Origin of the sequence: Halalkalibacillus halophilus DSM 18494, assembly GCF_000423105.1 — a bacterium.
GTDB classification, from domain to species: Bacteria; Bacillota; Bacilli; order Bacillales; family Alkalibacillaceae; genus Halalkalibacillus; species Halalkalibacillus halophilus.
This window is the reverse complement of record NZ_AUHI01000012.1, coordinates 44590-60441: the sequence shown is the minus strand read 5'-3', so window position 1 is coordinate 60441 and position 15852 is coordinate 44590. Positions and strand designations below refer to the sequence as shown.

Annotated in this window: 15 protein-coding genes; all 15 read right to left on the bottom strand. The window is 38.3% G+C overall.

What is annotated here, in order from left to right; genetic code table 11:
- Position 1: 1 nt before the first annotated feature.
- Positions 2–1585, bottom strand: coding sequence for a polysaccharide biosynthesis protein (locus G532_RS0108645; RefSeq protein WP_027964453.1), 1584 nt, complete (start codon positions 1583–1585; stop codon positions 2–4).
- Positions 1586–1663: 78 nt separating this feature from the next.
- Positions 1664–2197, bottom strand: coding sequence for a stage V sporulation protein T (spoVT, locus tag G532_RS0108640; RefSeq protein ID WP_027964452.1), 534 nt, complete (start codon positions 2195–2197; stop codon positions 1664–1666).
- A gap of 91 nt (positions 2198–2288) precedes the next feature.
- Entirely contained in the window at positions 2289–5825 is a 3537-nt protein-coding gene (mfd, locus tag G532_RS0108635) for a transcription-repair coupling factor (RefSeq protein ID WP_027964451.1), read from the bottom strand.
- Between the two features lie 109 nt (positions 5826–5934).
- Positions 5935–6165, bottom strand: a complete 231-nt coding sequence (locus G532_RS0108630) for an anti-sigma-F factor Fin (protein ID WP_027964450.1) — start codon at positions 6163–6165, stop codon at positions 5935–5937.
- A gap of 65 nt (positions 6166–6230) precedes the next feature.
- Complete coding sequence (gene pth / locus G532_RS0108625; protein ID WP_027964449.1) at positions 6231–6791, bottom strand: aminoacyl-tRNA hydrolase; 561 nt, start codon at positions 6789–6791, stop codon at positions 6231–6233.
- 162 nt (positions 6792–6953) lie between these two features.
- A complete protein-coding gene (locus G532_RS0108620) occupies positions 6954–7619 on the bottom strand; it encodes a 50S ribosomal protein L25/general stress protein Ctc (RefSeq protein WP_027964448.1) in 666 nt (221 codons plus the stop codon).
- 79 nt (positions 7620–7698) lie between these two features.
- Complete coding sequence (locus G532_RS0108615; protein ID WP_027964447.1) at positions 7699–8652, bottom strand: ribose-phosphate diphosphokinase; 954 nt, start codon at positions 8650–8652, stop codon at positions 7699–7701.
- A gap of 25 nt (positions 8653–8677) precedes the next feature.
- Positions 8678–10048, bottom strand: a complete 1371-nt coding sequence (gene glmU, locus G532_RS0108610; RefSeq protein WP_027964446.1) for a bifunctional UDP-N-acetylglucosamine diphosphorylase/glucosamine-1-phosphate N-acetyltransferase GlmU — start codon at positions 10046–10048, stop codon at positions 8678–8680.
- Positions 10049–10310: 262 nt separating this feature from the next.
- Positions 10311–10598 (bottom strand): septation regulator SpoVG, encoded by a 288-nt coding sequence (gene spoVG, locus G532_RS0108605; RefSeq protein WP_027964445.1) that lies wholly within the window; start codon positions 10596–10598, stop codon positions 10311–10313.
- Between the two features lie 324 nt (positions 10599–10922).
- Positions 10923–11735, bottom strand: coding sequence for a pur operon repressor (gene purR, locus G532_RS0108600; protein WP_027964444.1), 813 nt, complete (start codon positions 11733–11735; stop codon positions 10923–10925).
- 66 nt (positions 11736–11801) lie between these two features.
- A complete protein-coding gene (gene ispE / locus G532_RS0108595; RefSeq protein WP_027964443.1) occupies positions 11802–12650 on the bottom strand; it encodes a 4-(cytidine 5'-diphospho)-2-C-methyl-D-erythritol kinase in 849 nt (282 codons plus the stop codon).
- A 291-nt stretch (positions 12651–12941) separates the two neighbouring features.
- Complete coding sequence (gene veg / locus G532_RS0108590) at positions 12942–13196, bottom strand: biofilm formation stimulator Veg (protein WP_027964442.1); 255 nt, start codon at positions 13194–13196, stop codon at positions 12942–12944.
- Positions 13197–13398: 202 nt separating this feature from the next.
- Complete coding sequence (gene yabG / locus G532_RS0108585; protein ID WP_027964441.1) at positions 13399–14295, bottom strand: sporulation peptidase YabG; 897 nt, start codon at positions 14293–14295, stop codon at positions 13399–13401.
- A 61-nt stretch (positions 14296–14356) separates the two neighbouring features.
- A complete protein-coding gene (gene rsmA / locus G532_RS0108580; protein WP_027964440.1) occupies positions 14357–15229 on the bottom strand; it encodes a 16S rRNA (adenine(1518)-N(6)/adenine(1519)-N(6))-dimethyltransferase RsmA in 873 nt (290 codons plus the stop codon).
- 3 nt (positions 15230–15232) lie between these two features.
- Positions 15233–15790 carry a ribonuclease M5 gene (gene rnmV / locus G532_RS0108575; RefSeq protein WP_027964439.1) on the bottom strand — a complete coding sequence of 186 codons (558 nt, stop codon included), beginning with the start codon at positions 15788–15790 and terminating at the stop codon, positions 15233–15235.
- Positions 15791–15852 lie beyond the last annotated feature (62 nt).

Genomic DNA, 15852 nt, shown 5'->3' with positions numbered 1-15852 from the left:
TTTAAAGCCCCTTCCCATTAGCACGTGATAAACGTTTCTTTACTTTATTCGGAACCATGCTCCATAGGCGGTCTAGCTCTTCCTTGCTCCAAATTTTCCAATAAAACATGCAAAGAAGTACGACAGCGATTCCTATAAGAACTTGGATTGTTATAATGATAGATAGCTGTAATCTATTCGCTTCACCGATCACCCACACAATCGACTCTCCAGCTAAAAGCACCAGACTTAGCATTACAATGCTAGAGGTGACTAATTTGAAAATATAGCTCCATGCAACTTTTGATGGGGAAATCGTTGACCACACCCAAAAGTAAATACCGAGTAAAGCGATAGAAGCAGTAATCGATGCGATACTTGCACCCATTATACCGTAGATTGGGAGAAGTAGAAGGTTTAGAAGTACCTTTAAACTTATCCAAATTAGTAGCCACCATAATTGAACTAATTTCTTTCCTTGTTGCTGTAAAATCACGGAGATAGTAATGACAAGCGATAATGGAAGGATTGTCGTTACCATTACTTGGAGAACAAGTGTAGCATCGTCCGATTTGTAAAATAAGGGATTTAAATAAGGCATGATTGCCACTAACCCAACTGTAGCTTGTAAGGAAATAAACGCGGTTAATTTAACAGCAAAATTCCGTTCTTCCTCTTTAATACCTTCCTTCTCAACAGTTTCATTTAGAGAAGGTACTAGAGCGAAAGCAATCGCAGTTCCAAACACTAACCCTAGTTGAATTAATGGGTTCCCGCGATCATAAACCCCTTTTAAAAACCGCGCCTCCTCTAATGATGCCCCCCAACTTTGCAACATATGAATCATCGTGAAGACATCTACTGCTTGCAACAGTAAATGTAATATATGAATAAAACTAAATACAATCGCAGCTTTGAATAGCACCGGAAACATTTTTCTATAATCGGCTTTTACAGCTACAGAACCCGCTTCTTGTTTCATCCCTTTGAACCACACAAACAATAGGACACTCGCCACTACGCTTCCGCAGACAGTCGCCATACTTGCGTAAACACCAATCATGTATAAAGACATCCCAAAACTAGCAACAGCTACGGTTGTCGCAATGATGATCAGCACCCTAATTAATTGTTCGACCACTTGAGAAATAGCGATTAAATCGGTTCGCTGTTCACTTTGAAAGTAACCTCTTAATGTAGCTGTAATCGGAATGAGAAGAAACATGAAGCTACTCATACGAATTGGTAAAGTTAGAGCTTCATCACCCATCCAAGTTGATAAAAGAGGTGCTGCAAAAAATAATAGAACCCACGCTAAAACACCTAAACTTATGTATAAATAAAAAACCACAGACACGTAAGCTCTACGCACCTGAGGATCCTTTGTTTGACTTCCTAATAGCTGAGCTGTCGCACTAGGCAAGCTATAAATAGAAAGCAACAAGGCAAGAGAAAGGATCGGATAAATTTGCTGATATATATAAAGACCTTCGTCCCCAGCGATATTTTGTAAAGGTATTCGATAAATTAATCCTAAAACCTTCCCGATGAACGCAGCTACTGCAATCCATACGGTGCCCTTAATCCAATCCTGATTCTTGCCCATAGTATAAAGCACCCTACCTTATTAGTCTTGCAACCATTATAGCATAGGGAGCTTTTTCATTTATAAAAATCATGCTTTCTATTCCATTTGTCTTGCCAAAAATAGTGCAGCAGTTTCACATACTTTTTCTTCTACTTCTGTTAAAGAATCATTTAAAGAGAACATGACGATACATCCAACTGGGTCTCCATTAGATACAATTGGTTGGATGATGAAGGCGTTTAATTCATCTTCTTTGCCATCCACCAGTTCGAGTTTGTAAGGATTTCTTTCCACTTTTGATTTTCGAGAGGACATTGCCTCTTCAATCATACTTCCCACTTGCTTTTGTAAGTATTCTTTCTTCGACCCTCCCGCAACAGCTACATAAGCATCACGATCAGAAATCAAAACCTTATGTCCTGTAGCATCGAATAAAGACTGGGCGTATTCCAGTGCAAACTCGCTCAACTCGTTTATGGGAGAATACTTCTTTAAAATTACTTCTCCTTCACGATCAACGAATATTTCCAATGGGTCTCCCTCTCGTATTCGTAAAGTTCTTCTTATTTCTTTAGGAATGACCACCCTTCCTAAATCATCAATTCTTCTCACAATTCCTGTTGCTTTCATACTTTGTAATCCCCACCTTCTAAGATGTACTAGTACCTACAAGGCTAATTTTCACAGCCTGATATTGGTAGTATGAAGCAACATGTGAAATCTATACATGTTCTACTTTATTTTTCACATTAGCTAACTTAGATAAAAATTCTTCAACCATTTCGTAGCGTTCATGCTTTGTTTCTTTTCTGAACTGAATCGTAATCTTCAGCTGACTACCTTCTGTACCTAGTTGGATCATACGCCCATATTCATTTGCAATCATGAACAACTCTGAACCATCTACGCGCTGGCTTTCTGATTCCTCCATCATAAGTTCAATCTTTTGTTTTTTCTCAAAGATACTCTCTACTTTTTCTTGCTTAGCCATTAAGCGAATTCTTGCAACTTGGAGTAATTCTTCCACCTCTTTAGGGTACGGGCCAAACCGGTCAAGTAACTCATCTTTCAAATCAAAAATTTCTTCTACTGCTTCCATTGCTTGAATTCGTTTATACATTTGAATCTTCTGGGCTTCATCTTCTATATAATCACTTGGGATATAAGCATCTAAAGATAATGTCATCTCTACTTCAAATGGCTTAGATTCCTCATATGTCTTGCCTTCTTGCTTCGCTTGAACTGCTTCGTTTAACATCTGAGAATACAAATCAAATCCTACAGAATCTATAAACCCATGTTGTTCCGTACCTAATAAATTACCTGTCCCCCGGATCGAAAGGTCTCTCATGGCAATTTTAAAACCAGAACCAAGCTCCGTAAATTCTTTAATTGCTTCTAACCGCTTCTCTGCAACCTCAGATAACACTTTATTCGTTTGGTGTGTAAAATAGGCATAAGCTAAGCGGTTAGACCTTCCTACTCTTCCGCGCAATTGGTACAACTGACTTAATCCCATTTTATCGGCATCATTAACAACCAACGTATTAACATTCGGAATATCTACCCCTGTTTCGATAATGGTGGTGCTAACTAATACGTCAAAATTACCTTCTAAAAAGTCCAACATAATATTTTCTAATTGACGTTCATTCATTTGTCCATGAGCAAACGCAACCCTCGCATCTTCTACTAACTCATCGATTTCTGCAGCGACACGGTCAATTCGATCAACACGATTATACAAGAAGAATACTTGACCACCTCGTGCCATTTCACGTTCAATTGCTTCTCGTATAAAAGCAGGGTTATATTCAACCACATACGTTTGAATTGGAAAACGGTTTTCAGGTGGTGTCTCAATTACTGACAAGTCCCTTACACCCATCATCGACATATGCAGCGTACGTGGAATTGGTGTTGCTGTAAGCGTTAAGACATCTACATTCGCTTTCAATTGTTTGATTCTTTCTTTATGTTTCACACCGAATCGTTGTTCTTCATCGACAACTAATAAACCTAAATCTTTAAATTGTACATCCTTCGATAACACACGATGGGTACCAATAACTATATCTACTAGACCCTTGCGCAAATCATCAATTGTTTGCTTTTGTTGTTTCGGCGTACGGAACCGACTTAATAATCCAACATTGATTCCAAACGCCTGAAATCTTTCTTGAATTGTTTCAAAGTGCTGTTGTGCTAGGATAGTAGTTGGAACTAACAAAGCAACTTGTTTATTATCGACAATTGCTTTGAACGCTGCACGGATTGCTACTTCCGTCTTTCCATAACCAACATCGCCACATAACAAACGGTCCATTGGGCGCTCTCGTTCCATGTCCGCTTTAATCTCTTCAATACACCTTAATTGATCAGCTGTTTCTTCATATGGGAAAGACGCTTCAAACTCTTGCTGCATATCTGAATCTTTTTCATACGCATGGCCTTTTGACGCTTCTCTTTCTGCGTAAAGCTTAATCAGATCATCTGCAATATCTTCTACAGATTTTTGAACCCTAGACTTCACTTTCTTCCACTCAGAGCCACCAAGTTTATAAAGCTTCGGTTCTTTACCTTCAGCCCCTACATACTTTTGTACTTGATCAATCTGTTCAACAGGTACAAATAGTTTATCGTTACCAGAATAACGAATAACCATAAAATCTTTATGGACGTCGTCAACTGCTAACGTTTCAATTCCGATATATTTTCCGATTCCGTGATTGGTGTGTACAACATAATCACTGACGGTTAATTCTTGGTAACTTTTAATTCGTTCCGCGTTTGAAATATTTTGTTTCTTACGCTTTTTTGGAAGTTGTTTCTTAAACAATTCCTCTTCTGTAATAACAGCAAGCCGGATGCTAGGCATTTCAAACCCTTCATTTAACTCGCCTGTGACAATAACTGGGTCAGCGACAGGAAGAGTGACATGTTTACGAGGGTATGCCACCATGTCATAATCATCCAGCACATGCTCTACATGCTTCCGTCGTTCTTCATTCTTAGCAATAATCATCACGGAATAATTATTTGTATTCCAGCGGTCCATTTCATTTTTCAAAAGGTTCATTTGACCATGAAATTGTTGCATTTGTCTACTAGCAATATTCACAATGTTATCCGGGTTCGTGTTTGGAATATGGCGTAAGAATAACGACAAGTATATTTTTGGCTGTTTCATTTTTTGAAGAACTTCATTCCATGTAAAGGACAAGCGTAAATCAGGCAATATAGAATTGGATTCAATCATATCTGCATACCAATTTTGTTCATCCGAATCCAAACGTTCAGCAGATTCTCCAATTCGACTCATTTCATCTAAAACAATGACACCATTCTCACTAAAATAATCTACTAAACTATGAGCTTTCGGGTAGAACAAACTTAAGTATTGATAGACGCCGTTAAAATTTTCTCCTTGTCTTAATCGCTCGATATCATAACCAACTTTTTCTTGTAGTTGCTCCCGGTCTTCTAAACTACTAATGCTTTTCAAGCGTTGGTCTAACCGCTCCTGTAAAATCTCAGCGACTTCTTGTTCTTCTTTTTTTGAAAAGACGAATTCCTCTGCAGCAACAAAGTTCGCTTGCTTTAACTCCTCCAAAGAGCGTTGATGCTCCGGATCAAAATACCGAATGGATTCTACTTCGTCATCAAACCACTCTATACGAATTGGCCTTTCTTCTGTTAATGGATAGACATCAACAATACCCCCGCGCCGACTCATTTCACCTGGCGCATTTACCATATCTACCATCTTATAGCCAATGGACACTAACTTAGCAAGTGTATCTTCAAATGAATATTCTTTACCAGCTTGTATAACCAATTCCATTTCATGGTCCGATTCAAGTGGAGGTAACAATCGTTTCAAGGCCGCAACTGGAACAATTAAGACTCCTTTTTGTTGATCACGCCACGATTGTAAAACTTCAATTCTCTCTGCCTTTAATTCAGGTGAAGCGGCTGCCATTTCTGTTGCTAATAACTCGTTTACTGGATACATTTTCACATCGTGCTCTTCTTCTGCAACCGCAACCATGTCTTCATACACCTTTTGCGCTTGAGAAAGCTGGTGAGTTACATACATCACAGGTCTTTTGGTGGCCTCATGCAAGACAGAGGCTAGCAGGGTGCGAGAAATATTCGTTAGCCCAGAAACTAACTGCTCTTTCATTCCATTTTCAATTCCGTGAAAGATATGTGTGAAATCATCCTGCAGTGCTAAATAATCTTTTAAGCTTCTCAAGTTGTTTCTCCCCTTATCGTTCGATCTTCCCTTTTCATACAATCATTTGATGAATAAATGTCCTTTGTTGGAACAAATACAAATAAGCCTTGGCACTGAACCAAAGCGTTTAATGAATAAAATGATCGTTTTCATGAAGTTCTGGATTCTGTGCTAATGTATCTTCACAGTACTCACAGGTAAGTTTCATGATATATTCTCCGTTCGATTTATGTTCAAGCAATTCCATCCATTCAGATGAAGAATGCTCTTCTTGTTCAAAATAAGAAGTGATATGCCGCTCGTCATCGATATATCCAATCGACTGCCTGCAATATTTACATTGAATGGAAACTGCCATACGAATACCTCCTTGTTCATGCTTTTTCTAGCATATCCATTGGAAGGTATCGTTATGCAATCATCTTATTGATTATACGTATTCATGACTTCAAGAAATGTTTGATCAGACCAATCTTCACATGCTTTTGCGGCATCTTCTATAGAAGGTCTAACGTCTTTTAATTCTTCTTTAGAAAATTTCCCTAGTACATAATGTACAACGGATAGATCACCTTCTGGTCGACCAATTCCAAATCTTAATCGATTAAATTCCTTTGTACCAAGGTGATCAATCGTATTTCGGATTCCGTTATGCCCACCATGGCCGCCTTTTTGTCGCAAGCGAATTTTACCAGGAGGCAAATCGAGGTCGTCATAAACGACAAGGATTTCTTCTGGTGAGAGCTCATAAAAGTCTGCTATTTGGCGAATCGATTCACCGGATTTATTCATGTACGTTTGAGGTTTTACGAAGATCATTTTCTCGCCATTCACTTGTTCTATTACATAGTGAGCAGAAAATTTATCTTTTTTGTATTTCCAATTATTTTGTTCTACGATTTGATCGATCACATGAAAGCCAATATTATGGCGAGTTTTTTTATATTTTAAACCAGGGTTTCCTAGGCCAACAATACATTTCATATATAGTATGACTCCTTGTTTTTAAAGGTAGTACTCTGTACATTTATGAGACTTCACATCAAACTTTGACAGAGTAAAAGGGTAAAATTACAAAACAGACCGGAGCCTGTGTCTTATCTGACTCCGATCTGTGTGCTATAAATTATTTGAATGGGATAAAGATTAGTTGTTTGTTTCTTCTTCTTTATCTTCTTCTGTATCTTTTTCTTTAATAGCTTCTGGCTCTTCTACGTCGCCTTCAGCGATTCCTTCTTCACCTGGCTCAGGTACATCCTCTTCTTGTGGAGGTAACACTGTAACTAATGTGTTATCGTCCTCATCTAAGATTTCGTAATTTTTACCTGATTTAAGTTCACTTACTGTAACACTGTCACCAATTTCTAGTTCTGATGCATCAATTGAAATCTCTTCTGGAATATTACCAGGTGTAGCACGAACATTAATTTCGTACATAGTCTGTTGTAATACGCCGCCTTCTTTTTCACCTTTTGATTCACCTTCAACGTTAACAGAAACTTGTACATCAACTTCTGAAGCCATATCTACTAAGTAGAAGTCTATATGCGTTAGTTCACCTTTTAACGCATCCATTTGATAATCATATAGCATTGCATTGTATGATTTTCCGTTTTCGATTTCAAGGGAGAACACTGCGTTCTTTCCTTCTTCACGGACTTTCTTAATTAAATCAATTCCTTCTACTGAAATTGATACTGGTTCTTTGTCTTTACCATAAACAACTGCAGGTACTTGACCTTCAGCTCGTAATTGTTTTGTTTGAGATCCAGTAAAGTTAAATCTTTCTTTTGCTTGTATTGTTGCTGACATGAATTTCAACCTCCATTTGATGAAATATCTGAATTATTGTATACCCATTATTATACGCTATTAAACCTAAATGTAAAACTTAATCAAATAATGTACTAATCGAACGGTGCTCGTGGACACGTTTAATCGACTCACCAATTAGCTCTCCTACAGAAAGCTGAATGATTTTATCTGTCCCTAAATTATCCCCTAATGGAATCGTGTTTGTAACCACACATTCCTTGATTTTTGAGTTTTCAATACGTTCTATTGCTGGCCCGGACAATACTGGATGCGTACAACATGCATACACTGCTTTTGCCCCGTTTTCTACCATTGCGTTTGCAGCTAGGGTAATGGTTCCAGCAGTATCAATAATATCATCAATTAGTATTGCTGTTTTGCCTTCCACGTCACCTACAATGTTCATCACCTCGGCAACATTTGGTTCCGGTCTACGTTTATCAATGATTGCGATTGGGGCGTGTAAGCGATCTGCCATTTGACGAGCACGTGTAACACCGCCATGATCTGGAGAAACAACCACAATGTCATCAAGTTCTTTTTCTAAGAAATAATCTGAAAGCGTCGGCACGCCAACAAGATGATCAATCGGAACATTAAAGAATCCTTGAATTTGAGCTGCATGTAAATCGAGTGTGACCACGCGATCAGCACCAGCTGTTTCTAACAAATCCGCTACTAATTTCGAGGTGATCGGTTCTCTAGAGCGCGCCTTGCGATCTTGCCTAGCATACCCATAATAAGGCATCACAATGTTTATTGTGCGGGCTGATGCACGCTTTAACGCATCAATCATAATTAATAATTCCATTAAATGCTCGTTCACTGGGTTACATGTTGATTGAACAATAAATACATCGCAACCACGAATACTTTCCTCAATGTTTATTTGGATTTCTCCGTCTTTAAAGTGTTTAACAGAACATTTTCCCATTTCCACCCCGATAGAATCCACAATTTCTTGCGCTAACTTCGGATTGGAGTTAAGGCTGAATACCTTCAAGTAAGAATCTTGATAATTAGTAGACATAAGTTGGAACCTCCAGCATTAATATTTATCGCTTATTTAAGCGTTCAACATAACCTTCTTTATTCTCTTGTCTGGCACGCGCGATGGACAATGCTTTTTCTGGTACATTTTTAGTAATTGTGGACCCAGCAGCAACATAAGCACCTGAGGAAACGGTAACTGGTGCAACTAAGTTGGAATTACAACCAATAAATGCCCCATCTCCAATAATCGTTTTATGCTTGCTCTTCCCATCATAATTTACAGTAATGCTACCACAACCAACGTTCACTTCTTTCCCGATTTCGGCATCTCCCAGGTAAGACAGATGCGAAGCTTTACTTCCTTGGTCCATGGTTGTCTTTTTAATTTCAACAAAATTACCTACTTTCACCTCGTCATGAAGCTCGCTAGCAGGACGAATGTGGGCAAATGGACCAACTTGAACTTTGTTTCCGATTTTACTATCGGACACAACACTTTGTTTAATCGTACTTTCTGCACCAATTGAACTGTTTTCAATCTCCGTATTTGGACCGATAACTGTATAATTACCAATTGCGGTGTGACCAGTAATCTTTGTCCCTGGTTCGATGACTACATCTGACCCGATTGTAACATCCGGACCAATGTATGTGTTAGATGGATCGATAATGGTTGCTCCATTTCTCATATGAGACTCATTAATACGTTCCTTCATCATTCTTTCCGCTTTAGAAAGGGCGACACGATCATTAATTCCAATCGTTTCATCAGGATTAGAAGTAGAATAGGCAGTTACCTTTTCTCCACTAGCTTTTGCGATTTCTAAGACATCTGGCAAATAATACTCCCCTTGCGAGTTGTTATTTGACACTTTTTGGAGCGCATCGAATAAAAGCTGATTATCAAAACAATAGGTTCCTGTATTAATTTCTTTCACGGCTTTCTCATCTTGTGAGGCATCTTTGTCCTCAACAATTTTAGAAACATCTCCTTCTGAATTACGGATAACGCGCCCATATCCAGTGGGTTGGTCTATTATTGTTGTTAAAACCGTTACTTTTGCCTCTTCGTTCTCGTGATGATCCATTAACTCTTGCATGGTTTCAGAAGTAAGTAATGGTGTATCACCACAAACAACAACAGTGGTTCCTTGCTTATCTTTTAAATAAGATTCAGCCATTTGAACAGCATGACCGGTTCCTAACTGCTCCTTTTGCACAACATATGCAGTTTGATCCCCTAATTGCTCTTGCACTTTTTCAGCCCCATGACCTACGATAGTAATTAGCTGATCTAATTTTAGAACGTTTAATTGATCTACTACATGTTCTACCATTGGCTTCCCGCATACGGGGTGAAGGACTTTATATAAATCAGACTTCATTCTTGTCCCTTTTCCCGCAGCAAGAATCACTGCAAATCGATTTGACATTATATCCCTCCAAAGGTGACGATCGCTTTAAATATGTATGGAAAACGAAAGTATTCCTCATTAACTTTTTTTCATAATTCGTCCATTATGAATATATCTTAAATAGTAGGTAGTTGCAACTACTGAACCCTGTTAAAGTCTACCTTCAAGTAAATGTAATCAAAATTTAAAAAAAGCATGTAAATACGTTTAGAGCTTTTGAAGTTGGGTATATAAAAAAGAAGCCTAATCCTGGTCGATTAGACTTCTTATGCACTCACTTTTAAGAAGCACCCGCTTCTTCATATTCTACTTCTGAATCGGAATTGTGGTACTCTTCTAAAACAGCATCTTGAATTTTACCACGTGTGCCAGAATTGATTGGGTGTGCAATATCCCGAAACTCACCATCTGGAGTTCGTTTACTAGGCATTGCTACGAAAAGCCCATTATTTCCATCAATAACACGGATGTCATGTACAACGAATTCCTCATCTAAGGTGATCGATGCGATTGCGCGCATACGACCATCCGTATTCACACGACGTAGCCTTACGTCAGTTACTTGCATTCTGTCTCACCACCTTTAAGTATCTTTAACTCACAACAAGTGACGTAAGCCTTACACTTCTTTTTAGTGCAAAAAATATAAGACTCTCCCTATACTCATTCCACACTTGTCAGAAAAATCCTTCTTTTTATAAATAATTTTTATAATTTTTACAACTTGGTTAAAATTAAATATCATTTAGACAACAATTATAGGTTGTGGAATGCTTTCTTATGTCTAGATTAAACATTACGTCCAATCAAGAAAAGTAGGACGTTATCCAGAAATCTCTTATGGCATGTAAATTAAAAAAACCAAGCCAGCTAAACTGACTTGGACTCTGATCTAATAAAAATAATTTCCTTTAGAAATGTTAATTGTACCAGCTCTTTCATCTACTTCTTGAATTTTAACTAGTGAAACATAATCGTCAATCCGTAAATCCTCTTCTTCATCTTCCGCTTCAGCCAGTACGCCAATTCCTTTTACGGTCGCATCAAACTCTTTCATCAAACTGATCATGCCTTCAATGGTTCCGCCAGCTTTCATAAAGTCATCGACTAACAGGACATTTGCCCCTTCTTTAATACTCCGCTTTGCCAAAACCATCGTTTGTATCTTTCTCGAGGAGCCCGAAACATAATTGATACTTACGGTAGAACCTTCTGTTACTTTCGGATCTCTTCTAATAATCACTACAGGTACATTTAATACTTCTGCTATCGCATACGCTAAAGGAATACCCTTGGTAGCAACCGTAACTACATAGTCAACTTCTAATTCTTTAAATGCAGCTGAGAATATCTTTCCCATCGTTCGCACTTTATTTAAATCCCCTAATAGATCACTCATATAAATGTATCCACCAGGTAAAATTCTCTTTGGATCTTCTAATAACTCAATCAACTCAGATATAAATTCAGAACCGTTGTCCTTGCTATAATCAGGTAAATAGCGGACTCCTCCTGACGCTCCAGCTGTCGTCTGCAACCTACCTATCCCCAATGTATGAAACATATGGTCAATTATATCAATATCTTCACTGATAGAAGATTTGGCTGATTGAAATGTTTCCACAAAGTAAGGGAGCGAAATCATTTGGTTAGGATTCTCTTTAAAATGATGCGTCATCGCAACAATTCGTTCACTTCTTTTCATAAGTACACCTCTAAATCCGAATATTAACTAATAATATACCACGAATTATTAGGAATTTCTAGTTTTTCAGTTAAGTGAACGAACCACATACACTTCTTGGCAAAAACCTTTTAGTTGATTATAAATTCTATTAGCCTTGGACTCCTGCTTTGCCAAAGCAAATACAGTCGGGCCACTACCACTCATTAATACACCGTCAGCACCCGCGTTCTCCATTTGAGATTTAATTTTGGCAACATCTCTATACATACTTGCTGTTATTGGCTCAAGTACATTTTTAAGTTCCGCACAAATTCCTTTAAAATGCTGATTCTCTAATTCCTGCTTTGCAGCCTTCGTATTCGGATGATCCATACTAGTCAAATCTACACGTTTGTATACATCTCGAGTAGAAACACCAATATTAGGTTTTGCTAATACAACCCAGCACGAAGGGAGAGAAGGTAATTTGGTAAGTTTCTCCCCACGACCGGTCGCCAGCTGCGTTCCACCTTGAATACAAAAAGGAATATCTGAACCCAATTCTTCGCTGAGTTTTCCTAACGTGTCATATGTGCACCCTAAATCAAATAAACGATTAATTCCTCGAAAAGCGGCAGCTGCATCCGTGCTACCACCGGCTAGACCAGCTGCTACGGGAATCTTTTTATCTATTGTGATTTTCACGCCAGCTTTTACACCCATTCGCTCCATTAATAACTTTGCTGCTTGATAAGCTAAGTTTCGGCGATCGTTTGGAACAAATCTACTTTCAGATTCAATTACAATTTGGTTTCCTTGGATTTTTTCAAACGATAAGCGATCTGCCAAATCTACTTGCGTCATAATCATTTCCACTTCATGGTACCCATCGTCCCGTTTCCTTAAGACATCTAAAGTTAGGTTGATTTTTGCAGGTGCCTTCTCTAAAATCATTTGCTGTCACCTTCTATCAGCTATTTTTCGGTATGTATCACTTTTAAAAAGTATAAAGAAAACCAGAAAATAGAACAAGCGATATTACAAACTTCTTTCTATAAATGGCAAAATAAAAAGACTGCAGATAAACCTGCAGTCTTTTTCATTCATGTAGTTGCCATCACGAACACACTTCAATTATTCAAATGTAATTGTCCCGATCCCTTCGTTTAAATACGGTATGTATATATGAGAAAAAGGGAAAGTGTGTTGGTGAAGAAAATAAATAAAAAGCAGCGCTATACTGCCTTATGCCATCTTGGTGATTTCTTCTGTGAAGGTAATTTTTACTGTCTCCGTTAGAACATCTGCGTAGCTGTATGAAACCCTTTCGAAGGAATGCTCGTCTTGATCTAACTCAACGATAAATACGGAAGGATACGTCTCAGCTAGCACGCCACAGCGTTCAATCGTCTTTCGTCGACCTCCATTAGCTTGAAGCGTCAATTTTTCGCCAATCTTTACATCTAAAGCTTGTTTAATTTCACCGAGTGTTTTACCCATTAGACTCCACCTCACTAAGAATACTATACCACAATTTCATTCCCGAGTCAAAAATAATTTTTAATTATATCAATATACATTAGCTACTGTCAATATAATTTTACCCGTTCTTCTTAATCTTTTCCCATTCTCATATAAATATTCCAATTTATTTCATTTCAAATAAAAAAGAACACCCTGTGGAGGTGTTCTTTTACTATAATTAATCACTTGCTTGGGATTTTTCATTCGTAATAGGAGCATCTTTCACATAAGGTAAACCTACTCGAAATAACCCTTTTGTTTCTACTCCACCAATTCCTTTTTCTTGTGTGACTGTATTTTCAATCACGTCAAATAGGTCAACTTTATTCATAAATGATGTAAAACCTACTTTTGCGACTACATACACAGGATCTAGAGCATGAATATTAATCCGTGTAGGAGAACTTGCAAAATTGGCCCCAGCTCTAATCAACGATTCAAAATGAGACTGGCATGCTCCAGCAAAGATTATTAACTGATCTAAGCATGGTTCTATGCGTCTAGCTTCTCTTACGGCTTCGACAAAGTACTTACTGTTACGGTAAGCTTTGATGTCTTGCTCTTCTCCTTTTTGTTCAGAATATGCATCATGCCCTGTTATTACAAGAATGTCAGGCTGGATTTTTTTCATGATAGCAGCCACTTGTGTAGGCATTTCTTCTTCTTCTACATAAGCACCATGGATTTGGAGACCCAAACGCTTATATAGGGATACGCACTTCTTTAAAAACAACGCATCGCCATCCATATGCAAAACTTTTGGACAGAGCTGGAATTGAGTCATTCGTTTATCTACTTCCGAAACTGGTTTTGCTTGCTCTCTAAACGAACGAAGATAATAGTCCTGATGGAACAATCGATACGTAGCTGCTTCTTTCTTTTTGATTTCTTCCTCTAACTGATTTCGTTCATTGTTGTCTACTTTTTTCAAGTCATCAAGTGGTGCGTCAGCTTGCAAGCGAAAATTTTCACCATATAAAGTCGCTCGCTCCCCAGTTACTTTTTGCACACGAAATAAAAGGTCATGATTATATGATTGGCGGGTCACCAAATCTCCCTTAGTCCAGTATTTCATCGAGTCTCCTCCGATCCATGCATCTTCTATAACGTATTACACGGAAGGGAAGAGTGTGATATTAGTTTAGAAAAGAGTCAAATGTATTGGCTAGTCGCGCAAACTCTTCGATAGAAAGAGATTCCCCTCTTCTAGATGGTTCGATCCCAGCCTGCTCTAAAAGCTGATCTAATTGTCCTGAGTTGATTCGATCTTCAAATTCTCGTTTTAAGTTATTTCTTATGGTTTTACGTCTTTGTCCAAAACTTGCTTGCATCAATGTAAAGAATAAGTCTTCATTGGATACATCTACTGCTTTTTCCTTCCGCCTATGCAGTTGCAGGATGGCTGAATCAACATTTGGCTGCGGGACAAAGCATGTTTTCGGTACATCCATCACTACTTTACTTTCTGTTAAATACTGTACTGCAATCGAAAGCGAACCATAGTCTTTTGTATTAGGTCCAGCTGCCATTCGCGCTGCTACTTCCTTTTGCATCATGACGGTAATCGTATCTATCGGAGCTTGATCTTTTAGTAATTTCATTAAAATCGCCGTTGTAATATAATACGGTAAATTAGCAACTACATGCACCTCTTGACCAGCTGCAGCTTTTTCTTTAATCAATGAAATTAAGTCAGCTTCTAATATGTCCTGGTGATAAAGCGACACATTATCATAAGGATCTAAGGTTTCGTTTAATACCTCAATCAATCTACCGTCTATTTCAAATGCATGGACTTGATTTGCTTTTAAGGCAAGCTGTTCTGTCAAAGCGCCGATTCCAGGACCTATCTCGATTACGAAACTGTTATCGTCTATTCCTGCTTTATGAACGATTTTTTCAAGTATGTTTACATCAATTAAAAAGTTCTGACCAAGACTTTTCTTAAAAGATAGCTTATGCCTCTCCATAATTGCTTTTGTTCGTGTATATGTCGCAATTGCTTTCATCTGTTACATTCCTTCCTCTTTCACAATATCTTGCATCGTCTGTTCAAATAGCTCTCTTGAAATCTGAAAAGCGTGCAGGCGTTTCTCTAATTGTTTAGCATTCGCGTAACCTATATGCAATCTGTTTCCTAATTCATTTCTTCTCGTCTTCGCAAGTGGACCACCAATCAACCCATATTGAAGCAATAACGGTCTCCAGTCTACTGCTTCCTCGTGTTGATCCTCGCGCAAGGTGTGAACAGATTGCAATGCATGTCTGATGTCAGCTACTGTTGCATGTTCGACGCCCAATCCATGTTTGCTTTTAGCCTTTTCTTTCGGCAGAAATGCGTGTTTACAACCAGAGACATGTTCATCAATAATACGCCGAATCCTCTCTCCGGGGAAGTCGGGATCGGTAAAGACGATTACTCCGCGTTTTTCTTGTGCCAGTTTAATTTGCTTGAGGGTTGCTTCGTTAATTGCTGAACCATTCGTTTCAATTGTATCAGCTTCTACAGCTAATTTGATCCGAACGGTGTCATCCTTTCCCTCCACTACGATCATTTCTTTTATTTTCATACGCTTTATATTCCTTCCGTTTGAACAAACTTATTTATACAATCATTGACGGGTATAATCAA